This window comes from Burkholderia alba, assembly GCF_034721475.1.
GTDB lineage: Bacteria > Pseudomonadota > Gammaproteobacteria > Burkholderiales > Burkholderiaceae > Burkholderia > Burkholderia alba.
This window is the reverse complement of record NZ_JAWJWL010000005.1, coordinates 25,934-49,281: the sequence shown is the minus strand read 5'-3', so window position 1 is coordinate 49,281 and position 23,348 is coordinate 25,934. Positions and strand designations below refer to the sequence as shown.

The following is a 23,348-nucleotide window of genomic DNA, read 5'->3' as shown; positions in this document are numbered from 1 at the left end:
CGCACCACATCTGTGCTTCGGTGCGTCACGACGCGTCGCGCGGCGAGCGGCAAGCGCGTCGCGCAAACCGTCGAAATCGCCCGGAGCAGCGCTTCGCAGCGGGGTTTCGCGCCCGATGGCATGGCGTTTGCATAGTGATCGCCAGGCGAGTCAACGGCGACTCGCCTGCTATTCGGAATACCGATCGGTCCGGCAACGGGCTTTTTCTGGGCAACGGCGTCCTTCGAACCCGGTCATGCGACCGGGCCGCAGGTCGCCGTTTTTGTTTGGTGGAACCCCCATGCTCGACAAAGCAACCCGCATCGATCTGTTCAGCCTGCGCAGCGCGCCGATGCGCGCTTTCCACGTGACCTGGATGGCGTTCTTCGTGTGCTTCTTCGCGTGGTTCGCATGCGCGCCGTTGATGCCGGTGATCGCGCGCGAATTCGCGCTGACGACCGGTCAGATCGCGAACATCAACATCGCGGCGGTCGCGGCGACCATCCTGGTGCGCCTGATCGTCGGCCCGCTGTGCGACCGTTACGGCCCGCGCCGGGTGTATTCCGCACTCCTCACGCTCGGCGCGATGCCCGTCATCGCGGTCGCGTTCAGCCGCGACTACACGAGCTTCCTGCTGTGCCGGCTCGGCATCGGCGCGGTCGGCGCGAGCTTCGTGATCACCCAGTACCACACGTCGGTGATGTTCGCGCCGAACGTGGTCGGCACCGCGAACGCGACCACCGCGGGCTGGGGCAACGCCGGCGCGGGCGCGGCGCAGGCGCTCGTGCCGCTGCTGTTCGCCGCCGCGCTGCTGCTCGGGTTCGGCGAGTCCCCCGCGTGGCGCGCCGCGCTGGTGGTGCCGGGCGTCGCGATGCTCGCGATGGCGGTGCTCTACTGGCGCGGCACGCAGGACTGCCCGCGCGGCGACTTCGTGACGCTGCGCGCGCGGGGCATCGCGATCGACAGCGGCAAGAAGGGCGGCTGGGCGAGCTTCGCGACGGCGTGCCGCAACTATCGCGTGTGGATGCTGTTCGTGACCTACGGCGCGTGCTTCGGCGTCGAGGTCTTCATGCACAACATCGCCGCGCTCTACTACGTCGATCACTTCGGCCTGTCGCTGAAGGAAGCGGGCCTCGCGGCGGGCATGTTCGGCCTGCTCGCGCTGTTCGCCCGCGCGCTCGGCGGCTGGCTGTCGGACCGGGCGGCGGCGCGGCGCGGGCTCGAGGTGCGCGCGACGCTGCTGTTCGCGCTGATCGTCGGCGAAGGCCTCGGCCTGCTGTGGTTCGCGCATGCGGGCAGCGTCGCGCCGGCTCTGTTCGCGATGCTCACCTTCGGCCTCTTCACGCACATGGCCTGCGGCGCGACCTATGCGCTGGTGCCGTTCGTCGACCGCTGCGCGCTCGGCGGCGTGGCCGGGATCGTCGGCGCGGGCGGCAATGTCGGCGCGGTCGCGGCGGGTTTCCTGCTGAAGGGCGTGGGCGACGTGAGCCAGACGCTCACGCTGCTCGGGCTGGGCGTCACCGCGTCGGCGCTGTGCGCGCTCGCGGTGCGCTTCAGCGCCGAGCACAAGGCACGCGAGGCCGCGCTGCGCGCCCACGCGCTCGCGGCGCCCGGCGCGGCTCACTAATCGAAAAAGGACCTCATCATGAACCTCGTCGTCATCGGCCACGGCATGGTCGGCCACAAGCTGCTCGAATGCCTGGCGGCGGACCCGGTGGACGGGCTGAACGTCACCGTGGCGTGCGAGGAGCCGCGCCCGGCCTACGATCGCGTGCACCTGTCCGAATTCTTTGCCGGCAAGTCGGCGGACGACCTCTCGCTCGTCGCGCCCGGCTTCTTCGCGCGCGAGGATTTCCGCCTGCTGCTGGGCACGAAGGCCGTGGCGGTCGATCGCGTCGCGCGCACGGTGACGATGTCGAACGGCGAGGTGCTGCACTACGACAAGCTGGTGCTGGCGAGCGGTTCGGCACCGTTCGTGCCGCCGGTGACGGGCCGCGACCGGCGCGACTGCTTCGTCTACCGGACGATCGAGGATCTGGAGGCGATGCGCGCGTGCGGCGCGCGCGCGCGCACCGGCGTGGTGGTCGGCGGCGGCCTGCTCGGGCTCGAATGCGCGAAGGCGCTGCGCGATCTCGGGCTCGATACCCACGTCGTCGAATTCGCGCCGCGGCTGATGGCGGTGCAGGTCGACGAAGGCGGCGGCCGCACGCTGCGCGCGAAGATCGAGGAACTGGGCGTGCAGGTGCATACCGGCAAGAACACGCTGTCGATCGACGACGGCGAGACCGGCACGCACCGGATGGCGTTCGCGGACGGCACCCATCTCGACGCCGACATGATCGTGTTCTCGGCGGGCATCCGGCCGCGCGACGAGATCGCGCGCGCCTGCGGCCTCGATCTCGGCCCGCGCGGCGGCGTGGCGATCGACGCGCAGTGCCGCACGAGCGATGCCGACATCTACGCGATCGGCGAATGCGCGTCGTGGAGCGGCCAGGTGTTCGGACTGGTCGCGCCCGGCTACGACATGGCGCGCGTGGTCGCGAAGCAGCTGCGCGGCGAATCCGCCAGCTTCGCCGGCGCCGACATGAGCACCAAGCTCAAGCTGATGGGCGTCGACGTCGCGAGCATCGGCGACGCGCACGGCAACACGCCGGGCAGCCGCGCGTACCGGTTCGCGGACGAGCGCAAGCAGGTCTACAAGAAGCTCGTCGTGTCGGAATGCGGCAAGTACCTGCTGGGCGCGGTGATGGTGGGCGATGCGGCCGAGTACGGCACGCTGCAGCAGATGATGCTGAACCGCATCGAACTGCCCGACGCGCCCGAATTCCTGATCCTGCCGCCCTCGGACGGCACCGCGCGGCCCGCGCTCGGCGCCGACGCGCTGCCCGACGCCGCGCAGATCTGCTCGTGCAACAGCGTGACGAAGGCGCAGATCTGCGCGGCGGTGGGCGCGGGCGCGACCAGCATCGGCGCGATGAAGCGCTGCACCGGCGCGGGCACGTCGTGCGGCGGCTGCGTGCCGCTCGTCACGCAGGTGATGAAGGCGGAGATGAAGAAGCACGGTTTCGCGGTCGACAACCATCTGTGCGAGCACTTTCCGTTTTCGCGGCAGGAGCTGTATCACCTGGTGCGGGTCGAGCGGATCCGGACCTTCGGCGACCTGCTCGCGAAGCACGGCCACGGGCTCGGCTGCGACGTGTGCAAGCCCGCCGTCGCCGGCATCCTGGCGTCGTGCTGGAACGAGTTCGTGCTGAAGAAGGAGCACGCGGGCCTGCAGGATTCGAACGACTACTACCTCGCGAACATCCAGCGCGACGGCACCTACTCGGTCGTGCCGCGGATGCCGGGCGGCGAGGTCACGCCGGACGGACTGATCGCGGTCGGGCAGGTGGCGAAGAAGTACGGGCTGTATACGAAGATCACCGGCGGCCAGCGCGTCGATCTGTTCGGCGCGCGCGTCGAGCAGCTGCCGCCGATCTGGGAGGCGCTGATCGCGGCGGGCTTCGAATCCGGACACGCGTACGGCAAGGCGGTGCGTACCGTGAAGTCGTGCGTCGGTTCCACCTGGTGCCGTTACGGCGTGGGCGATTCCGTCGGACTCGCGATCGATGTCGAGAACCGCTACAAGGGGCTGCGCGCGCCGCACAAGATCAAGTTCGGCGTGTCGGGCTGCACCCGCGAGTGCGCCGAGGCGCAGGGCAAGGACGTCGGCATCATCGCGACCGAGAAGGGCTGGAACCTCTACGTCTGCGGCAACGGCGGGATGAAGCCGCGCCATGCCGAACTGCTCGCCGCCGATCTCGACCGCGAGACGCTCGTGCGCTACATCGACCGCTTCCTGATGTTCTACATCCGCACCGCCGACCGCCTGCAGCGCACGAGCGTCTGGCGCGACAACCTCGAAGGCGGCCTCGACTACCTGATCGACGTGGTGGTGCGCGACCGGCTCGGGCTGGCCGCCGAACTGGAGGCCGACATGCAGCACGTGGTCGACACCTACGAGTGCGAGTGGAAGAAGGCCGTCGCCGATCCCGACACCCGCAAGCGCTTCCGCCATTTCGTCAACAGCGACGCGGCCGATTCCACCATCGCGTTCGTCGAGGAACGCGGCCAGATCCGCCCGGCGACGCCCGCCGAGCGGGAACTGCAACGCGTCGACCCGCGCGTCGCCGTCGAAACCCCCTGAATCCCAACCGCTGTCAGCCAGGAGCGCGTGATGAACCACGATCGCATGCAACCGCCATCCCACTGGACGCCCGTCTGCCCGCTCGCGGATATCGTGCCGAACACGGGCGTCTGCGCGCTCGTCAACGGCGAGCAGGTCGCGGTGTTTCATGTCGACGACGGCCGCGACAGCGTGTTCGCGATCGACAACGTCGATCCGTCGTCGCGCGCGGCGGTGCTGTCGCGCGGGCTGATCGGCAGCTTCGGCGAGCGGATCGTCGTCGCGTCGCCGCTCTACAAGCACCATTTCGACCTCGCGACGGGCGAATGCCTCGAAGAGCCGGACAAGTCGGTCCATGCGTATCCGTCGCGGGTCGAGGACGGGCTGGTGTGGGTCGCGGTCTAGGCGCGCGCGGCACGGAACCCGGACGATCATGGCGAGCCACGGCGTGAAGACGGTGTGCCCCTACTGCGGCGTCGGCTGCGGGATGGTGCTGCACGTCGAGGACGGCGCGGTCGTCAAGGTGACCGGCGACAGCGGGCATCCGGCGAACTTCGGCCGGCTTTGCACGAAGGGCGCATCGGCGCACGTCGCGCTGCGCCAGTCGGGCCGGCTCGACACCGCGTTCGTGCGCACCGCGCGCGACCGCGATCCGGTGCCGCTGCCGATCGACCAGGCGCTCGCCGACACCGCGCGCCGCCTGCGCGCGGTACTCGATGCGCACGGCCCGGACGCGCTGTCGTTCTACGTGTCCGGTCAGATGTCGATCGAGGCGCAATACCTGATCAACAAGCTGGCGAAGGGCTTTGTCGGCACCAACAACATCGAGTCGAACTCGCGGCTGTGCATGGCGAGCGCGGGCAGCGGCTACAAGCTGTCGCTCGGCGCCGACGGTCCGCCCGGCTCGTATCGGGACTTCGAGCGCGCCGACCTGTTCTTCGTGATCGGCGCGAACATGGCCGACTGCCACCCGATCCTGTTCCTGCGCATGATGGAGCGCGTGAACGCGGGCGCGAAACTGATCGTGGTCGATCCGCGCCGCACCGCGACCGCCGACAAGGCGAACCTGTTCATGCAGATCCGGCCGGGCACGGATCTCGCGCTGCTGAACGGGCTGCTGCATCTGCTGCACCGGAACGGCGCGACCGACGCGGCATTCATCGATGCATTCACCGACGGCTGGGACGCGATGCCGGCCTTTCTCGCCGACTACCCGCCGCAGCGGGTCGCGGCGATCACCGGCATCCCCGAGGCGGACTTGCTGCGCGCGGCCGAATGGATCGGCGCCGCGCCGGAGTGGATGAGCTGCTGGACGATGGGCCTGAACCAGAGCACGCACGGCACCTGGAATACCAACGCGATCTGCAACCTGCATCTCGCGACCGGCCGGATCTGCCGGCCCGGCAGCGGGCCGTTCTCGCTGACGGGGCAGCCGAATGCGATGGGCGGGCGCGAGATGGGCTACATGGGGCCGGGCCTGCCGGGCCAGCGCTCGGTGATGAGCGCCGCGGACCGACGCTTCGTCGAGGACGCCTGGGGCATCGCGGCCGGCACGCTGCGGCCCGAGACCGGGCGGGGCACCGTCGACTTGTTCGGCCGGATGGCGGCGGGCGACATCAAGGCGTGCTGGATCGTCTGCACCAATCCGGTCGCGACGGTGCCGAACCGGCAGAACGTGATCGCGGGCCTGCAGGCCGCCGAACTGGTGATCGCGCAGGACGCGTTCCTCGACACCGAGACGAACCGCTACGCGGACATCCTGCTGCCGGGCGCGCTGTGGGCCGAGGCCGAAGGCGTGATGATCAATTCCGAGCGCAACCTGACCTTGATGCGGCAAGCGGTCGAGCCGCCGGGCGATGCGCTGCCCGACTGGCGGATCGTCGCGCGCGTCGCGTGCGCGATGGGGTTCGCGCACGCGTTCGATTACGCGTCGGCCGAGGAGGTGTTCGCGGAGATCGCGCGCCTGACGAATCCGGATACCGGCTACGACCTGCGCGGCGCGAGCCATGCCCGGCTACGCGACACGCCGCTGCAGTGGCCCTGCGCGCCGGACGGGCCCGACCGCAATCCGGTGCGCTATCTGAACGACGGCGTGAGCCAGCCGCTGCGCGAACGGGTCGACGGCAGCCGGCCGGCGCTCGTGTTTCCGACGCCGGACGGCCGGGCGCGCTTTTTCGCGCGTCCGCACGTCGAGCCGGCGGAGCTGCCCGGCGCCGAATTCCCGATCGTGCTGAACACCGGGCGGCTGCAGCATCAATGGCACACGATGACCAAGACCGGCAAGGTCGCGATGCTCAACAAGTTGAATCCCGCGCCGTTCGTCGAGATTCATCCGGAGGACGCGGCGTCGCTCGGCATTCGCGCGAAGGATCGTGTCGAGGTGCGTTCGCGGCGAGGCCGCGCGGTGCTGCCGGCGGTCGTGACCGAGCGCGTGCAGGCGGGCTGCTGCTTCACGCCGATGCACTGGAACGACGTGTTCGGCGACGCGCTGTGCATCAATGCGGTGACCAGCGATGCGATCGATCCGGTGTCGCTGCAACCCGAACTCAAATTCTGCGCGGTCGCGCTGAGCCGGGTCGAACCCGATGCCGAGGCGCAGACGGCCGGGCCCGCCGCGCAACGGGATCCGCTGGCCGGGCCGCAGCCGGCCGCGGTCGCCGATCGAACGGCTTTGGCCTCCGAGGAACTGGACATGAGCACCATCGATACGTTCGCCGCGCTGCTCGGCCTGGGCGACGGCCCGGCCGCGCCCCGGCTCGGCGAGCGCGAGCGCCTGTACGTAGCGGGTTTCATCGGCGGGCTGCGCACCGCCGAAGGCCGGCGGGCGGCCGGCGTCCCCACGCTGCCGGCGAACGCGCCGCTGGCCGACGACGCGCGTCTGTGGGTGGACGGACTGCTGGCCGGCTTGTTCAGCCGCGCGCCGGTGGCCTCCCCGGTGCCGGCGGCGGCCGCGCCGGCGCTCGACACCGACGCGGCCGCCGCTCCCGGCGTGCGGATCCTGCGGACGCGGCCGAAGGTCGTGCTGCTTTGGGCGTCGCAGACGGGCAATATCGAGTCGCTGACCGACCGCTACGCGACCCAGCTGATGGACTCCGGCTTCGAGATCCGCACCGCGTGCATGGCGGACTACCCGCTGGCCGGGCTGGCGAAGGCGCAATACGTGCTGCTGATGACCAGCACGTTCGGCGACGGCGATCCGCCCGACAACGGCCAGGAGTTCTGGGCCGCGTTGCGGGCCGATGACGCGGCGCGCATCGACGGCGTGCATTACGCGGTGCTCGCGTTCGGCGATCGCAACTACGATCCGTTCTGCGGGTACGGCCGCCGGCTCGATGCCCGGCTGGCGGAGCTGGGCGCGTCACCGCTGCTGGCGCGCGTCGATTGCGACGTCGAGTTCCAGCCGGCGGCCGATGCGTGGCTCGAACAGGCGATCGCGCGCATCAAGGCGGAGGACGCCGCGCTGCATGCGGTGCCGCCGGAAGGCGGGATCCCGGCGGGCGCGGTGCCGACGAAGGCGCGCCCGGCGCTGTCGCGGCTCGTCGCGAACCGCTGCCTGAACCGGCCGGGCGCCGCGAAGGACACGCGCTACTTCTCGCTGGCGACGGGCGGCGCGGGGCTCGAGTACGAGGCGGGCGACGCGCTCGGCGTGTGGCCGAGCAATTGCCCCGAACTGGTCGGCGAATTGCTGGAGCTGGCCGGGGTCGACGCCGACACGCCGGTCACGGTGCCGGGGATCGGCGACGTGCGGGCGGCCGACGCGCTCGGCCGGCATTACGACATTACGCGGCCGCACGCGGACGCGCTGGCGTTCGTCGCGGGGCGCGGCCGCAACGGCGCGCTCAAGAGCCTGCTGGCGGACGAGCGCAAGACGGACCTGAAGCGCTGGCTGTGGGGCCGCCAGCTTGCCGATGTGCTGCACGAATTCCCGGTCGACCTGTCCGCCGGCGAGCTGGTCGGCATGCTCAAGCGCCTGCAGCCCCGGCTGTATTCGATCGCATCGAGCCCCGCCGCGCATCCGGACGAAGTGCATCTGACCGTGTCGGCGGTGCGCTACGACAACGGCCGGCGGCGGCGCAAGGGCGTCGCGTCGACGTTTCTCGCGGATCGCGCGGACGATGCGGGGGTGCCGGTGTTCGTGCAGAAGTCCGCGCATTTCCGGCCGCCGGCGAGCGGCGACGCGCCGATCGTGATGGTCGGGCCGGGCACGGGCGTCGCGCCGTTCCGCGGTTTCCTGCACGAGCGCCGCGCGCGCGGCGCGACGGGGCGCAACTGGCTGTTCTTCGGCGAGCAGCACGAGGCGACGGATTTCTACTACCGCGACGAGCTGACCGCCATGCGCGACGACGGCTTCCTGAACCGGCTGGATCTGGCGTTCTCGCGCGACCAGCACGACAAGATCTACGTGCAGGACCGCATGCGCGAGCACGGCGCCGCGCTGTGGGCGTGGCTCGAGGACGGCGCGCATTTCTACGTGTGCGGCGACGCCGCGCGGATGGCGAAGGACGTCGACGCGGCGCTGCGGGCGGTCGTGGCCGAACACGGCGGGATGAGCGACGATCGCGCGCGCGAGTACGTGAACCGGCTCGCGAAGGACAAGCGCTACATGCGGGACGTGTACTGACGGCGGCGCGGGCGGCTCAGATCTTGAAATGCTCCAGCACGTGATCGATGAACAGGCGCGTCTTGCGCGGAAAATGGCGGCGGCTCGGGTAGGCGATATTCATTTCGAGATCCGGGATGCTGAAATCGCGCAAAATCGGGATCAGATGCCCGTCCCGGATATCGTCGTCCACCAGAAAATTCGGCAAAACCGCAATACCCATATCGTTGAGCACGAACTGGCGAATCAATCCGATATTGTTCGACGATGCGGATTTCTGCGGGCGGACGGTGATATCCATGTCGTGCTGATTGAACGATAAAACATCGCCGATATAATCCGACTGGAATAAAAGACATGAATGGTTTTCGAGTTCGGCCGGGTGTTTCGGCTGCCCGTGCATGTCGAGATATTTCCGGGTGGCGCAGGCCACCATCTCCAGTTTGGTGAACATTCTTCGGATCGTATTGGCGCCGCTGATTCTCTGCGTCAGCATCAGGCCGACGTCGAATCCCTCCGAGACCAGATCGACATGGCCGTCCGCGATAGTGATTTCCGGAATGACTTTCGGATGCATTTGCTTGAAGGAGCCGATGACGGGCGCGAGGATGTGCATGCCGAACATGACCGGCGCGACGATGCGCAGCGATCCGATCGGCTCGTGGTTGAGCGAGGCCAGGACGGACTCGGCGTGATCGATCTCGTCGATGACGTTGCGGATCTGCTTCAGATAGACCCGGCCCGGCTCGGTCAGCGACAGGCTGCGGGTGGTGCGGTTCAGAAGACGGGTGCCGAGCCGATTCTCAAGACTCATGATGAGACGCGTGGCGGTCGGATTGGAGACATTGAGTTCGGCGGCCGCTCTCGCGAAACTCCGCAGATCGGCTACCTTCACGAATAATCGTATCGATAATAATTCGTCCATTTTCTCTGGCCGCTAATTGATTTATGCGTTTCGTAAATTGTATCAGTGATGTTTGTTATTCATGGCATTCATCGGGGTGAAATAATATATTTTGTAGTTCGTAATAGTTGAACTTCGGCTATTAAATGGATTATTAAATTTGAAAATATTTCCATCGATTCGGTGGGGTGCCGAACGGAATGAATTCGAGATTGAATTCGGGCGCGGAGTGCGCGGGCGGGCGCCGGGTTGCCGGGTATCGGGGCGCCGGGCGGGGGAACTGCGCGAAGCGCGGCGCGGTGGATCACGCAACCTCGACTCGCCGCCGTCCGAGCAGACCCCGGCACGCTTAGCCGTTCGGTGTCGGCCGTTGAGGCGCCGCGGCGGCGTCAGCGCGCATAACGCGCGTGAAACCGATCCCGCAATCGATTGCGCATGCCGATTTGCTGCGCGAACCGTTCGAAGCCGGGATGCGGCGGTTCGAGATCGTCAGGACGGCGGGCCGGGATGGGCGACCCCAGGCGGCCACGGCGGCGCGTGGGCGGGGCTGCCGCCGCGCTACATTGCGCGCCGCCTGCCGAACGGCCGCGCGGCCGCGGGAGGCGGCCGCAAGGAGAGGCGCATCGGGGCATCGGCGACAGGCAAAGGCATGGTCGACGGCGGCGCCCGGCCGAAGGCCGCCCGCCGCGACGTCTACGGCCGGGCCGCCGGCGGCACGGCGATCTGCAGCGTGCCGTCCGGGGCGATCGCCGCCGTGCCGGACGCCAGCGTCGCGCGGTAGTCGCTCAAGACGAACCTGAACGGGCCGGACAACGGCGTCGGGCGGATCAGCGCCTTCGCGTTGAGGAGGATCAGCTTGTAGAACTTCAGATCGCCGGACTGGAGCCAGATGAAGGCGTTCGGCGCGTCGGCGGGCGGCGTGAAATGCATGGCCGCGGCATCCGCCGCGCCGAAGCGCAGATACAGGCCGCGCGGGCCGGCCCAGGCTTCGGTGGCGTTGCCGACGATCTTCGGGGGCGGGAAGACGGACTGGTAGTCGATGTCCAGCGTGTTGCCGGCGAACTTCACGCCCGGCGCGTCGATCGGCACCACCGACGCCAGCGAGATGCGCGTCACGCGCATGAGATCGGTCAGCGGGATGCCGAGGGATTCGGTGTGCTGGGGCGACAGCCGCAGAATCGGCCGGTTCGCGACGGTCTCGATATCGGCCACCAGCGTGACCGGCACGCTCGGCGTCGACAGCACGCCCCAAGGATTCGCGCGGCCGCTGATCGTCAACTGGTTCGGCGCGTGGTAGCTCACCTTGACGTCGGTGAAGCGCGCGCCCTGATAGGCCAGGATATAGCGGTTGAACAGGGTATCGAGCACGGGGAACGGCACGACGATCTCGCCGCTGTTCACGTGCAGGTCGAAATCCTCCGGCCGGTCGAAATCGACCGGCGCCCGCGGACGCTTCGATTCGAGCCAGCCGTCCAGGCGCCGTACGTGAAAGCCGATGTCCCGGCTCAGATAGACGTCGGTTTCCTTGATGCGGATGCCGACCTGCGCATAGCCGGAGTGACGGTCGGTCGGCGTGACGACCGGGCAGGGCAGGTTCGCGGCGGCCGGCAGCGGCGCGATGTCGGCCTGCCAGAGCCGCAGGGCGTCCGCATAGTCGGTCTGCTGCTTCCGGTAGGGATCCGGTTCGGCGGCCCTGGCGAGCGTCGCGTAGCCGGACGCGCTGTCGATCGCCACCGGCGCGGCGGGTTGCGGAGCCGGATCGGTCCGCGCGAGGCCGTCCGGCCTTGCGCATCCGGTCCGCTCGTCCTGCTTCGGCTCGCCGCTCGTCGCCCGGTTCGACAGCAACAGGCAGCATCCCCCGATCAGGACGGCGCGAGGAATCCAGTGCAGGCGGATCATGGATGGGCTCCCGATCGAACCTGGGCATTCGGGCGCCGGGTGATCGAAACGTCGCCGTCCGCGCTCAGACGCACGGCGCAGCTCGCGAGCAGGCTGCGGTAGTCGTAGAGCGGAAAAGTCAGGACTTCGGCGGGATCCTCGCTCGAAAAAGTCACGACGGAGTCCGTCGCCAGCACGCGTTCGATGCGGACATCGCCGCCCGCCAGGATCAGGTAGCTGCGCTTCGGATCGTCCCGCAGCGCCGCGCTCGTGCCGGCCTGGCGAAACGCGTCGCGCTTGCGGGTCGGCGCGCTGTCGCCGGTGCCGTCCGGACCTCGCGCGAGCACCATGACGATGCGATCGTCCGTCTGGCCGAGCGACCGGATGGCGAAGCGGAACTGCGGCGGCGGCAGCATCGTGTCGACCCGGATGACAATGCGGTTGCCTTGCAGCGAAATCGAGCGGGTGCGCAGCGGCACCAGATCCTGCACGGTCAGCCGGGCCACGTGCAGGCTGGGCTGCACCTCCACGCCGTCGATCACGATGCTGTCCGCGGCGAAGCTCAGCGTGACCGGGCTGTCCTGCGTCAGCCGTCCCGTCAGCGTCAGCGGCAGCCAGCTGCCGCCGCGCAGCAGTTCGCCGCCGATCTCCAGGCCGTTTTTCCCGACCGTCACCCGGGCGTTCCTGATCGGCGCTTTCGCGGCGGTCAGCTCGCGATTGAGGAGCGCGGCGAGATTCGCGCCGGTCATCGAAATCTCGCCGCGCGTCACGTCGACCCGGAAGGAGGCCGGATCGTCCATGACGATCGGCCGCGCGGGATCGTTGGCCCGCAGGTCCGCTTCGACGTTGCGAATGTGGAAGCCCGCGTCGCCGACGAAGCGGAATTCGAGGTTGTTGGCGAGAAAGATCGTCGCGTTCTGTCCGGAGCGGCGCGGATCGGTGTCCTGCGGCGGCGCTTCGACGGCGGGCGCGGCGGCGGGCTGAGCCGAGGCCGTCCCGGCATCGGCGGGCGTGACGTGCAAACCGGCGCACAGCGCCGCCAGCGGCAATCCGATCCACCTCCGCGCCGCCGATTCGCGACGCCGGGCCGTCCTCGATTTCATCGCGTGCTCCTTGTCGGCATCTGGCCGGATGGCCCGTTCGCGCAGGCCGTGCGCCGGGCGGTGCCGCGCTCGGCCGCGCTATTTCAGTTCGGCCAGCCGGGAATCCTCGCGATCGAGGAGCAGGGTCGACAGTCGCGCAAGCTGCGAAGTGTCGGTCGACGGCACCATCAGCACGTTGCCGATCAGCACCGTGATGCGCGAGAGGACGTCCCGATCCGGAAGGCCCGCGCGGATCGAGAACTTCTCGAACAGGTTCAGGCTGCGCGAATTGGTCAGGATTCCAGATAGCGTGTGCGCGGCGCAGTGCAGCCGCCACGTCAGCTCGGATATCGGCAGATTCGGCGTGATCCGGGAGAGCGCGCCGCAGAAGCGATCGATGGCGTCGGCATAGCGGGCGTGGATGAAATCCTGGACGACGGCCGACGGATCGATGGTCACCCGGACAATGAGCCGCAGCAGCGTATTGCGCTCCAGGTTCATCCGGCTCGACGACTGCCGCACCGCGACGAACAGCACGCCGAGCACGTGGCTGCACTCCGAGTAGGATCCGAAGCGGTCGACCAGACGATCGAGAAAAATCATGCAGTCGAGCGCGAACGGGTCGAGGCGGCGCGCGAGCATGGCCTTGATCATCGCTTCCTTGCCGCCGAAGTGGTAGCTGATGGCGGCGAGATTCGCCGACGAGCGCGATGCGACCTGCCGCATCACGGTGCCGTCGAACCCGTGTTCGATGAAGAGCTGTTCGGCCGCGTCGAGGAGGCGCGCTTTGGTGCCGTGCGAATCGTCGGTATGGGGATGGTCGGTCACGTCTTGTCTCCGGTGCGGCCGCGTGGATGTCCGCTTTGCTTCGGGGCGAACGGTGCTGCCCGCTTCACCCGGCCTCGTGATTCGTGGGGAACGGCCGCTCGGTCCGGCGATGCCGGGCGGCGGCCGGGCGCGTTCATGTCTGTCCGGGGCTGTCCCTCAGCTCGCGCCGCAGGATCTTGCCGACGTTCGTCTTGGGCAGTTCCGTGCGGAATTCGATGGCCTTGGGGCGCTTGTAGCCCGTGAGATGCGCCTTGCAGAAGACGAGCACGTCGCGATCGGTCAGCGCGGGGTCCTGCTTGACGATGAACAGCTTCACGGCCTCGCCGGAGTGTGCGTCGGGCACGCCCACGGCGGCGACTTCGAAGACGCCCGGGTGCGACGACACCACGTCCTCGATCTCGTTCGGATAGACGTTGAAGCCGGAGACGAGAATCATGTCCTTCTTCCGGTCGACGATCTTCAGATAGCCGCGCTCGTCCATCACGCCGATATCGCCGGAGCGGAAGAAGCCGTCCGCCGTCATGACCTTCGCGGTTTCCTCCGGGCGATTCCAGTAGCCGGCCATCACCTGCGGGCCGCGGATGCAGATTTCGCCCGGCTGGCCGAGCGCGATCTCGTTGCCGTCGTCGTCGCGGATCGAGATCTCGGTCGACGGCAGCGGCACGCCGACCGTGCCGGTGTACGCCGTGATCGTCAGCGGGTTGCAGGTCGCGCTCGGCGAGGTTTCCGACAGACCGTAGCCCTCGGCGATGGGCACCCGGGTGTGCTCGTACCAGCGCTTTGCGATGCTTTCCTGGATCGCCATGCCGCCGCCGTTGGCCACCAGGAGCTTCGAGAAATCGAGCTGTCCGAAATCCGGATGGTGCAGCATCGCGTTGTAGAGCGTATTGACGGCGGGAAACGCGGCGATCGGGTAGCCCTTGAGCGCCTTGATCATGCCGCCGATATCGCGCGGATTCGGAATCAGGATGCCCGTCCCGCCGGTGCGGATCGTCATGAAGCCGCACACCGTCAGCGCGAACACGTGATAGAACGGCAGCGCGATCGCCGTCACGAACGGGGTGTCCGCCGGGCGGTTCGCGAGCACCGGCTCGCGCCATGCTTCCGATTGCAGCACGTTGGCCACGATGTTGCGGTGAGTCAGCGTCGCGCCTTTCGACACGCCCGTCGTGCCGCCCGTGTACTGCAGGAACGCGACGTCGCCCGGCTCCGGCGCGACGGGCCGCAGCGCATGCCGCGCGCCTTCGGCGAGCGCGGCGTTAAAGCGCGTATGCGAGGGCAGGTGCCAGGCCGGCACCAGCTTCTTCACGCGCCGTACGACCGTGTTGACGAGCAGGCCCTTGGCGCCCATCAGGTCGCCCATCGACGCGACCACCACGTGCCTGATCGCCGTCCTGGCGATGACCGCCTGCAGCGTCGCCGCGAAATTCTCCAGGATGACGATGGCTTCCGCGCCGCTGTCCTTCAGCTGGTGTTCGAGCTCGCGCGGGGTGTAGAGCGGATTGACGTTGACCACGGCGTACCCGGCGCGCAGGATGGCCGCGATCGTCACCGGGTACTGCAGCGCGTTCGGCATCATGATCGCGACCCGTGCGCCGCGCGCGAGCCCGCGCGATTGCAGCCAAGCGCCGAGCTTGCGGGACAGCGCGTCCATCTCGCCGTAGGTGATCGCCCGGCCCATGCAGACGAAGGCGTCGCGCTGCCGGTAAGCGGCAAAACTTTCGTCGAGCAAGGCGACGATCGACGCGTATCGCGACGGATCGATCTCGGCGGGAATGCCGGGTGGATATGACTTCAACCAGATCTTGTCCATGCCATGTGTCTCCTCGCCGGCCTCGGTGGCGCGCATCGCGGCGGCTCAGTGCGCGGCCTGCGCTTGCGCGCGGGCTTCGTTCGCGGTTCGCTGCAGGATCTGCCGATGCATTTCCGCGGGGCTGATCGTGTTGTAGCGATTGCGCGCCTGTTCGGGCGTCAGCGTTTCGGAACGCAGCGGCGCGATGCCGCGAATCACCGGTTCGATGACGGGCCGGCTGGACGGCGCGATCGCATCCACCAGCGCCAGCGACGCCCGCCGGGTCGCCAGGTATTTCATCGCCAGCCGCACGAAGGGCGTAACGGCCGCGTCGATCCAGCGCGGCTGGCGAATGCCCGCGAGTTCGCGCATGTAGTCGGGCATCGTGGAGACCGTCGCGGCACGCATCACCCGGCCCGCCATTCGGAGGAACGGCCGCAGCACGCGCGGCGTCTCGTCGTCGATCGTGATCCGCGTGCCGTCCAGCAGGTACCGCATCGTGGCTTGCGTGAGTTCGGAAGCGGCGAGCCTCGGGCGCATCGCCGCGAAGTATTCCCGGATGCCGGCCCTGCTGCGCGGCACGTCCGCCGGCGCGCACGTCTGCAGTTCGGCCGCCACCGCGCATTCTTCCCAGTAGCGCGCCTCGTCCTCGGCGGACAGCTTGCCCGGGCCGAACCGTTCATAGGCGATCAATACGGAGTGCCAACCAGTAAGGAGAATCCAAAGTTGCGAGTCGGGGTCGTTGGCGTCGAACCGTTTGCCGCTGACCGGCTCGATGCCGACCGCCTTCGCGTGTACCTTGACGAGCAGCTCCGAGGCGGCGATGGCGCTGCGGGTGTCGCCGACCGCGACGGTCGCGAAATACCGGATGGTGCGGTCGTAGCGCAGCTTCGGGTTGGTATAGATGCCGCGCCGGGCATTGACGGCCGCGAGCAGGAACGGGTCCAGCTCCTCGACCACGACGGAGCGCTGGAAGCCGATCGTCAACGCGGTCGGATAGGTCCAGATGCGCCAGGTCGGGGAATCCGGACCGAAAAAACCGTAATCTTCGTGCCGGGCTTCGGCGGCGGATCGGACAGCCTGGGTTGCGACCATGACAGCGTTCTCCTCAATGCTTCGATAACAAAGCGCGGATGACGTTCTACGCCTTCAACATCGCGCCGAACACGAGCCGGCCCACATAGGCGCCCAGTTCGTCCGGCGTCCACTGTTGCGTGTCTTCGAGCATCGCCCGCACGGCGCCGTCGCCCATCGACATGAATATCTCCACCAGCACCGGCAGCTTCTTGTCGACGTTCCTGACGCCGGCGGTCGTCAGCATCGGCGCCATCAGCACGCCGATCTGCTGCGCGATGCTGCGCCGCGCGTGGCCGTATCGCTCCACGGCATCCCGGTCGGCATCGGCGGCGAACACCAGCCGCCACGAGTCGCCGTGCTCGACCACGACCTTCAGCAATGCGCGAAAGCCGGTCGTCATCAACTGCTCGGGACTCTCGACGTGCGGCAGGGGCGGCAGCGCGGACATCACGCTCTCGAACAGGCGCCGCTCCTCGCGCACCAGCAACGCATCCAGCATGTCCTCCCGCGACGCGAAGCAGGCGTAGACCACCGGCCGCGTGACGCCGAGCGCCTGCGCGACGGCTTCCATCGAGACGCCCCTCAAGCCCCGGGTGACGGCGAGTTGCAGGGCGGTGTCCAGCACCTGCGGCCGTCGACGTTCCGGCCCCAGATGGGCCGCGCGTGTGCGTTCTTGCATCGTGTTTCCTACAGTGTCGAATGAAATATATTCGGGGGTGTAGGAATCGCGCAAGACGCTTTTTTAGAGGATCGATTCGGAGACCGGAAGACGGTGCCCGGAGGCGGGGAAATTGCTGCGATGCACTTCGGCGTGCTGGGCATTGACGTGGAAACGTGAGCGCTATCGCGGCATGCTGTTGCGTGCTGCGACGCGATATACCGAACGAATGCGTTGCCGGATGGCAAACCCGCTGTGTCGCCAGCGCGGCGGCGGCTCCGCGCGTTGGCGAGTGAGTGCGCGACGAGGGCGGGCCTCGCATCGAGGTGATGCCGATGCACGAGGCCGGCCGTGCGCAGGAGCGCGGCCCAGGATGGGCGGCCCGTCAGTCGATGCTTGCCGGCGGATCGTGCCTTTGCCAATGCGGATGTCGATTGCGCACCGCTGCCGGGATGTCGGCCATTCCGATATCGAGCGAGTGGGGTTTCGCATCGGCTTTCCCGCTCAACGAGCGAAGCGAGGCGTACGCATGAACATGTCGCCCGTCGTCGCACAGGCCTTCGCCATGCATGAGCCAATGCCGGGCCGTCGGCCCGGATGGGGATGTCGCGTCGAATGCGGCGTTTTTCGCGCTGTGCGGTTTGATGGGTTGAAGAAGCAATCGCGTCATTTCCGGAAATCGATCTTCACGAATACGCATCGTCGATGCGGGACTGCTCATGCAGCGACTCATTCGCCGGGAGGCCGAATCGCGACGCGCGACATGGATCCGAAGCGCGGACGAGTATCCGGGGCGCTTGGAACTCACGCTTGTGAGCGGCGGGTCGGTTGCTGCAGGAGCGTTAGCCGACGCATCGGGACATACGGGGTGAGGGGCGTGCAACCCGATCCGCGCTCGGATGGGCGAACGTTTTCCGGCAACCGCTTCCCTCGCGGCAACCTCTGCGTTTCGAAGCCATGCCCGGCTCCTCCGGCCGCCGCTGTTGGATCGCATGCGATTCACTCGCGTGCGCGGGGATTGCCCATGGGGTGAGGTCATTGCCCGTAATCCCGATAACGCGCGCGCAGCGCTTCGGGCTAAGGTTGACCTGCGCCGAACACAAGGAGGAGGCCGCACATTTTGCGGCGCCTTCAGAGGCGGCAGCGAGCGGCCCCGTGCGCGGCCTCTGTCGCGCTGGATCGGACGAACTTGCCGCGCTCCTGCTCCCGCGAGAGGCGGGCGGCAGCGGCGAGTGAGCTTGTCTTGGGCGTTGAGCAGTGGATCCGGCGTTGAGTCGTTCAGGCAGACGGCAGCGAATCGACGGGTGGACGCTGTCCCGCGCCGCTCCGCTGGCGGTCATGCGCGCAAACGCTGCGCGACAGAGTCGTCGAGACGGACGGTGACGCTTCTTTTCAACGGATCTTGAGGGGGACATGCTGGCATGAGGATGACGATCATTGCGGTGGTCCTAGGGACGGCCGTGGCTGTCATGCAACCGTCGTGGGGGCAGCGTGCGATGGCGAACGCCGCGCAGGGCGCGGTCAGCGACACGGAACCGATCCCTCTCGAGGCCCGGATCGTCAAGATCGAAGCGGGTACGCGCACGCTGACGCTCAAGGGCCGCAACGGAGGCGTCGTTACCGTGAAGGTTGGCCCGGATGTCTTGGGTTTCGATACGCTGAAGGTGGGGATCGTGTCGATGTGCCGTACAAGAACGCGCCGCTCGTGAAGGTCGACAAGGCGAGTGCCGAGGACAAGGGAATGCGCGCGCGCGTCGATACCGAGGTTGCCGTCCCGACATCGGAAGGCTATGAAGCCGCGCGACAGACCGAGGTGCTTGCAACGGTGCGGAAGATCGATCTCAAGAAGCGCCTCGTCACGTTGCGCGGAGCCTATCGTACGCAAACGCTTGAAATCGGCGCTGACGTCGATCTCAAAAGATTGAAGGTGGGCGATACGGTGCATGCCGTGTTTGTCGCGGCGGCGGCGATTCGGGTCGCCCCGTTGATTTCGGCCCGATAGCGGCCACGCGCGGTGTGTTCACTGTCGGCTAGCGCGACGAGCGGCCGCCCGGCTTTGCCGGGTCCGCCGCCGCCAGCTTGCGCCACAGCGTGGTCTTGCTGATGCCGAGCATCGCGCAGGCGCGGTCGCGGTCGCCGCCGCACGCGTCGAGCACCGCGCGGATTTCGTCGGCTTCCGCGCGACGGCGGCGCTGCTGCAGCGTCGGCGCTTGCGCGTCGCCGCCCGCCTGTCGCGTCGGCGCGGCGAATACCTCGGGCGCGATCGCCCGCAGCGCGTCGACGCTCAGGACGGTCGCGCCGCCGCCGGCCGTCGCGGCGTCGACGGTTGCTCCGTCGGCCGCCTCCGCCAGTTCCACGGCGATCCGCTCGATCACGTTTTGCAGCTCGCGGACATTGCCGGGCCACGTGTGGCGCATCAGCGGCGCATAGGCCGCGGCGAGCAGACGTTCGGCCTCCCCCGCATCGCGCACGCGCCCGGCGAGCCGCGCTTCGCGCTGCGCCGCCTGCGCGAGCAGCGCGGCCGCGAGCGCGGGAATATCGGCGGGACGCTCGCGCAGCGGCGGCAGCCCGATGTTCAGGATGTTGAGCCGGTAGTAGAGATCGGCGCGGAACGTGCCCGCCTCGACGGCGGCCATCAGCGGGCAATGCGTGGCCGCGACCACCCGCACGTCGATCCGGATCGGCTCGGTCGAACCGAGCCGCACCACTTCGCGTTCCTGCAGCACCCGCAGCAGCCGGCTTTGCAGCGACGGCGGCATTTCGCCGATCTCGTCGAGAAACAGCGTGCCGCGATGCGCGGCTTCGAACAGGCCGGCCTTGCCGCCGCGCCGCGCGCCGGTGAACGCGCCCTCGTCATAGCCGAACAGCTCGCTTTCGAGCAGCGCTTCCGGGAACGCACCGCAATTGACCGCGACGAACGGGAACGGGCGGCGCGCGCTGAGCGCATGCAGGCTCTGCGCGATCATCTCCTTGCCGGTGCCGCTTTCGCCGAGGATCAGCACGGTCGCGTCCGACTTCGCGTAGCGCCGCACCAGGTCGCGAACCCGCGCCATCGGCGCCGACGCGCCGACCACGTCGTCGAGCCGGTAGCGGGCGGTGAACTGCTGCGCGCGCTGTTGCGAGCGCAGCGTGCGGTCGAGGCGCTCGACCGCACGCGATTCCTGGAACGTCAGCACGCTGCCCGTCGCGATGCCGCTCGCGACCAGCGGGCCGCGATGCACGACGTAGCGCACGCCGCGCACGGTGGCGAGCGCGTCGTCCTCGGTCTCGCGCAGCGTGCGCAGCTCGGGCGTCAGGTCCAGCAGCGCGCGGCCGACCGCCGCCGCCGGATCGACGCCGAACGCGGCCGCGAGCCGCGCATTGATCGCCTCGACGCGCCCCTGCGCATCGAGCGCGACGACCCCGTCGCGCAGATGCTGGAGCAGGTTGTCGAGCCGCTGGCGGCGCAGCGCCTCGCTGTGGGTCGCGTACGCGACCTCGAGCGCGGTATCGACCGCCGCGCGCACCGACGCATGCGAGTACAGGAACACCGAACCCATGCCCGCGCCGGCGGCCAGTTCGGTCACGAGGCCCGGCCCCACGACGGTCTCGATGCCGCGGTCTTGCAACTCCTGGACGCGCGCTTGCGCTTCCTGCGCCGACTGGTACGACGCGAACGCCACGTCGAGCCCGTAAGCGGTCACGAAGCGGCGCACCTCGGGCGGCGTCTCGCCGTAGCTGACGAGCGCGATCCGCGCGGCGTCGCGCCGCGCGCGGGCAAGCGCATGCATCACGTCGAATCCGGTCGGGCTCACCAGCACGACCGGCACCCGCACCCGCGCTTTCAGGTAGGTGCCGTTCGAACCGGCCGCGACGATCGCGTCGGGCCGCTCGGCGCCGGCCGTCGCGAGCGCGGTGATCGCTTCCTCGTAGCCGCGCGCGACGATCCGCAGGTCGGCGCGCGCGTCGTATTCGTCGGCGATGTCGCGGAACAGCGCGCGCAGCCGGCTGATGCCGACCGCCCAGATACGGGGCCGGATGCTCGGTTCGGTGGGAAGGCTCATCGGGGTCGGGGCGGGGTGGACACAGCGGCCATTATGACGCCGGCATTTCAAATCTGGAATGGAAGGTTTCTAAGTTGAAATCGGTTGACGTCGGCATGAATTCGAGATTGGATTAAGAATCAGCGGTTTAGCGGCCGTGCGGCGGGCTGGCCCGGTCCTTGCTGGATAGCGTGCATTCTTCAGGAGACAGTCGATGGGCAACTCTCAACCCCTCAGCGCCGGCGCCCGATTCCGCGCGGCAGTCGCGGCCGAAGCGCCGCTGCAAGTGGTCGGCGCGATCACCGCGTACGCGGCCAAGATGGCCGAGGCCGTTGGTTTCAAGGCGGTGTACCTGTCCGGCGGCGGCGTGGCCGCCAACTCGCTCGGCATTCCCGATCTCGGCATCAGCACGATGGACGACGTGCTGACCGACGCGAACCGCATCACCGACGCAACCGGCCTGCCGCTGCTGGTCGACATCGATACCGGCTGGGGCGGCGCGTTCAACATCGCGCGCACGATCCGCTCGTTCATCAAGGTGGGCGTCGGGGCGGTGCACCTGGAGGATCAGGTCGGCCAGAAGCGCTGCGGGCACCGGCCCGGCAAGGAGTGCGTGCCGAAGGGCGAGATGGTCGACCGCATCAAGGCGGCGGTCGACGCGCGCACCGACGAGCAGTTCGTGATCATGGCGCGGACCGACGCCGCCGCCGCCGAGGGACTCGACGCGGCGATCGAGCGCGCGCTCGCCTATGTCGAGGCGGGCGCGGACATGATCTTCCCGGAAGCGATGAAGACGCTCGACGATTACCGGCGCGTGAAGGCCGCGGTCAAGGTGCCGATCCTCGCGAACCTGACCGAGTTCGGCTCGACGCCGTTCTTCACCACCGACGAGCTGCGCGAGGCGAACGTCGACATCGCGCTGTACTGCTGCGGCGCGTATCGTGCGATGAACAAGGCGGCGCTGAACTTCTACGAGACGGTGCGCCGCGACGGCACGCAGAAAGCCGCGGTCCCGACGCTGCAGACGCGCGCCGAACTGTACGAATATCTCGGCTACTACGCCTACGAAGACAAGCTCGACCAGCTCTTCAGCGAAGGCCGCAACTAAGCATCGATATCGATACCCAGGAGAAAGCAAGGATGAGCGAGACAAAGGAAGCAGGGGCAACGGGCACGGCGGGCGCGTTCAAGCCGAAGAAATCGGTTGCGCTGTCGGGCGTGACGGCGGGCAACACGGCGCTGTGCACGGTCGGCAAGACCGGCAACGATCTGCACTATCGCGGCTACGACATCCTCGATATCGCGGGCAGCTGCGAATTCGAGGAAATCGCCTACCTGCTGGTGCACGAAAGGCTGCCGAGCGCCACCGAGCTGGCCGCGTACAAGACCAAGCTGCGCGCGCTGCGCGGCCTGCCCGCCAACGTGAAGGCCGCGCTCGAATGGGTGCCGGCGTCCGCGCACCCGATGGACGTGATGCGCACCGGCGTGTCGGTGCTCGGCACCGTGTTGCCGGAGAAGGACGATCACAACCTGCCGGGCGCCCGCGACATCGCCGATCGCCTGATGGCGTCGCTCGGCTCGATGCTGCTGTACTGGTATCACTACTCGCACAACGGCAAGCGGATCGAGACCGAGACCGACGACGATTCGATCGGCGGCCATTTCCTGCACCTGCTGCACGGCAAGGAGCCGCCGAAGTCGTGGGTCGCGGCGATGCATGCGTCGCTGAACCTGTACGCGGAGCATGAGTTCAACGCGTCGACGTTCACGGCGCGCGTGATCGCGGGCACGGGCTCGGACATCTACTCGGCGATCACGGGCGCGATCGGCGCGCTGCGCGGGCCGAAGCACGGCGGCGCGAACGAGGTGGCCTACGAAATCCAGAGCCGCTACCGCACGCCGGACGAGGCGGAAGCCGACATCCGCCGCCGCGTCGAGAACAAGGAAGTGGTGATCGGCTTCGGCCACCCGGTGTACACGATCTCCGATCCGCGCAACAAGGTGATCAAGGACATCGCGAAAAAGCTGTCGAAGGAAGCGGGCGACCTGAAGCTGTTCAACATCGCCGAGCGGCTCGAATCGGTGATGTGGGACGCGAAGAAGATGTTCCCGAACCTCGACTGGTTCAGCGCGGTGTCGTATCACATGATGGGCGTGCCGACCGCGATGTTCACGCCGCTGTTCGTGATCGCGCGCACCGCCGGCTGGAGCGCGCATATCATCGAGCAGCGCATCGACAACAAGATCATCCGGCCGAGCGCGAACTACACGGGTCCGGAGGACCAGAAGTTCGTGCCGCTCGCGAAGCGCTGATCGCCATTCGGGGGCGCCGCGAGGCGCCCCTTGCTCGTCCATACCAGGCT

The 23,348-nt window shown here is 68.2% G+C and carries 17 protein-coding genes; 8 read left to right on the top strand and 9 right to left on the bottom strand.

Annotated features, from left to right (window positions below):
• Nucleotides 1–280 precede the first annotated feature (280 nt).
• The 4 genes from RZR99_RS06805 to RZR99_RS06790 are packed head-to-tail and all read left to right on the top strand — an operon-like array spanning nt 281 to nt 8,765.
• Nucleotides 281–1,606: an MFS transporter gene (locus tag RZR99_RS06805; protein WP_323118984.1), complete on the top strand. Its 1,326-nt coding sequence runs from the start codon at nt 281–283 to the stop codon at nt 1,604–1,606.
• An 18-nt stretch (nt 1,607–1,624) separates the two neighbouring features.
• Nucleotides 1,625–4,165, top strand: a complete 2,541-nt coding sequence (nirB, locus tag RZR99_RS06800) for a nitrite reductase large subunit NirB (protein ID WP_323118983.1) — start codon at nt 1,625–1,627, stop codon at nt 4,163–4,165.
• A 30-nt stretch (nt 4,166–4,195) separates the two neighbouring features.
• Nucleotides 4,196–4,549 carry a nitrite reductase small subunit NirD gene (gene nirD, locus RZR99_RS06795; RefSeq protein WP_323118982.1) on the top strand — a complete coding sequence of 118 codons (354 nt, stop codon included), beginning with the start codon at nt 4,196–4,198 and terminating at the stop codon, nt 4,547–4,549.
• A 28-nt stretch (nt 4,550–4,577) separates the two neighbouring features.
• A complete protein-coding gene (locus tag RZR99_RS06790; protein ID WP_323118981.1) occupies nt 4,578–8,765 on the top strand; it encodes a bifunctional nitrate reductase/sulfite reductase flavoprotein subunit alpha in 4,188 nt (1,395 codons plus the stop codon).
• A 16-nt stretch (nt 8,766–8,781) separates the two neighbouring features.
• On the opposite strand, the gene RZR99_RS06785 is transcribed toward RZR99_RS06790, so the two are convergent.
• From RZR99_RS06785 to RZR99_RS06750, 8 genes are all read right to left on the bottom strand, one after another.
• Nucleotides 8,782–9,669 (bottom strand): LysR family transcriptional regulator, encoded by an 888-nt coding sequence (locus RZR99_RS06785; RefSeq protein ID WP_323118980.1) that lies wholly within the window; start codon nt 9,667–9,669, stop codon nt 8,782–8,784.
• 672 nt (nt 9,670–10,341) lie between these two features.
• Nucleotides 10,342–11,547 (bottom strand): hypothetical protein, encoded by a 1,206-nt coding sequence (locus tag RZR99_RS06780; protein ID WP_323118979.1) that lies wholly within the window; start codon nt 11,545–11,547, stop codon nt 10,342–10,344.
• Entirely contained in the window at nt 11,544–12,629 is a 1,086-nt protein-coding gene (locus tag RZR99_RS06775; RefSeq protein WP_323118978.1) for a hypothetical protein, read from the bottom strand. Before RZR99_RS06775 ends, RZR99_RS06780 begins: the two co-directional genes overlap by 4 nt.
• Nucleotides 12,630–12,707: 78 nt before the next feature.
• On the bottom strand, nt 12,708–13,436 hold the full coding sequence (locus tag RZR99_RS06770; protein ID WP_323118977.1) for a TetR/AcrR family transcriptional regulator: 729 nt from the start codon (nt 13,434–13,436) through the stop codon (nt 12,708–12,710).
• Between the two features lie 133 nt (nt 13,437–13,569).
• Nucleotides 13,570–15,249: a long-chain fatty acid--CoA ligase gene (locus RZR99_RS06765; RefSeq protein ID WP_323118976.1), complete on the bottom strand. Its 1,680-nt coding sequence runs from the start codon at nt 15,247–15,249 to the stop codon at nt 13,570–13,572.
• Between the two features lie 45 nt (nt 15,250–15,294).
• A complete protein-coding gene (locus tag RZR99_RS06760) occupies nt 15,295–16,323 on the bottom strand; it encodes an oxygenase MpaB family protein (protein ID WP_323118975.1) in 1,029 nt (342 codons plus the stop codon).
• A 46-nt stretch (nt 16,324–16,369) separates the two neighbouring features.
• Nucleotides 16,370–16,984, bottom strand: a complete 615-nt coding sequence (locus tag RZR99_RS06755; protein WP_323118974.1) for a TetR/AcrR family transcriptional regulator — start codon at nt 16,982–16,984, stop codon at nt 16,370–16,372.
• A 364-nt stretch (nt 16,985–17,348) separates the two neighbouring features.
• Nucleotides 17,349–17,684 carry a hypothetical protein gene (locus RZR99_RS06750; RefSeq protein ID WP_323118973.1) on the bottom strand — a complete coding sequence of 112 codons (336 nt, stop codon included), beginning with the start codon at nt 17,682–17,684 and terminating at the stop codon, nt 17,349–17,351.
• 739 nt (nt 17,685–18,423) lie between these two features.
• On the opposite strand from RZR99_RS06750, the gene RZR99_RS06745 reads away from it, so the two are divergent.
• Complete coding sequence (locus tag RZR99_RS06745; RefSeq protein ID WP_323118972.1) at nt 18,424–18,672, top strand: hypothetical protein; 249 nt, start codon at nt 18,424–18,426, stop codon at nt 18,670–18,672.
• Entirely contained in the window at nt 18,669–18,965 is a 297-nt protein-coding gene (locus RZR99_RS06740; RefSeq protein ID WP_323118971.1) for a hypothetical protein, read from the top strand. Before RZR99_RS06745 ends, RZR99_RS06740 begins: the two co-directional genes overlap by 4 nt.
• A 28-nt stretch (nt 18,966–18,993) precedes the next feature.
• Here RZR99_RS06740 and prpR read toward each other — a convergent pair whose 3' ends face one another.
• Nucleotides 18,994–21,006: a propionate catabolism operon regulatory protein PrpR gene (prpR, locus tag RZR99_RS06735; protein ID WP_323118970.1), complete on the bottom strand. Its 2,013-nt coding sequence runs from the start codon at nt 21,004–21,006 to the stop codon at nt 18,994–18,996.
• A gap of 193 nt (nt 21,007–21,199) precedes the next feature.
• Here prpR and prpB point away from each other — a divergent pair, with 193 nt between their 5' ends.
• Together prpB and prpC are read left to right on the top strand one after the other, a co-directional pair.
• Entirely contained in the window at nt 21,200–22,093 is an 894-nt protein-coding gene (gene prpB / locus RZR99_RS06730) for a methylisocitrate lyase (RefSeq protein ID WP_323118969.1), read from the top strand.
• Nucleotides 22,094–22,125: 32 nt separating this feature from the next.
• Nucleotides 22,126–23,298: a bifunctional 2-methylcitrate synthase/citrate synthase gene (gene prpC, locus RZR99_RS06725; protein ID WP_323118968.1), complete on the top strand. Its 1,173-nt coding sequence runs from the start codon at nt 22,126–22,128 to the stop codon at nt 23,296–23,298.
• Nucleotides 23,299–23,348 lie beyond the last annotated feature (50 nt).

Bases quoted from the DNA above. Each gene is read 5' to 3' on its own strand.
- RZR99_RS06785 (WP_323118980.1), bottom strand. From the start codon at position 9,669: ATGGACGAATTATTATCGATACGATTATTCGTGAAGGTAGCCGATCTG.
- nirB (WP_323118983.1), top strand. From the start codon at position 1,625: ATGAACCTCGTCGTCATCGGCCACGGCATGGTCGGCCACAAGCTGCTC.
- RZR99_RS06805 (WP_323118984.1), top strand. From the start codon at position 281: ATGCTCGACAAAGCAACCCGCATCGATCTGTTCAGCCTGCGCAGCGCG.
- prpC (WP_323118968.1), top strand. From the start codon at position 22,126: ATGAGCGAGACAAAGGAAGCAGGGGCAACGGGCACGGCGGGCGCGTTC.
- RZR99_RS06760 (WP_323118975.1), bottom strand. From the start codon at position 16,323: ATGGTCGCAACCCAGGCTGTCCGATCCGCCGCCGAAGCCCGGCACGAA.
- RZR99_RS06790 (WP_323118981.1), top strand. From the start codon at position 4,578: ATGGCGAGCCACGGCGTGAAGACGGTGTGCCCCTACTGCGGCGTCGGC.
- RZR99_RS06750 (WP_323118973.1), bottom strand. From the start codon at position 17,684: ATGAGCAGTCCCGCATCGACGATGCGTATTCGTGAAGATCGATTTCCG.
- prpR (WP_323118970.1), bottom strand. From the start codon at position 21,006: ATGAGCCTTCCCACCGAACCGAGCATCCGGCCCCGTATCTGGGCGGTC.
- nirD (WP_323118982.1), top strand. From the start codon at position 4,196: ATGAACCACGATCGCATGCAACCGCCATCCCACTGGACGCCCGTCTGC.
- RZR99_RS06755 (WP_323118974.1), bottom strand. From the start codon at position 16,984: ATGCAAGAACGCACACGCGCGGCCCATCTGGGGCCGGAACGTCGACGG.
- prpB (WP_323118969.1), top strand. From the start codon at position 21,200: ATGGGCAACTCTCAACCCCTCAGCGCCGGCGCCCGATTCCGCGCGGCA.
- RZR99_RS06780 (WP_323118979.1), bottom strand. From the start codon at position 11,547: ATGATCCGCCTGCACTGGATTCCTCGCGCCGTCCTGATCGGGGGATGC.
- RZR99_RS06775 (WP_323118978.1), bottom strand. From the start codon at position 12,629: ATGAAATCGAGGACGGCCCGGCGTCGCGAATCGGCGGCGCGGAGGTGG.
- RZR99_RS06765 (WP_323118976.1), bottom strand. From the start codon at position 15,249: ATGGACAAGATCTGGTTGAAGTCATATCCACCCGGCATTCCCGCCGAG.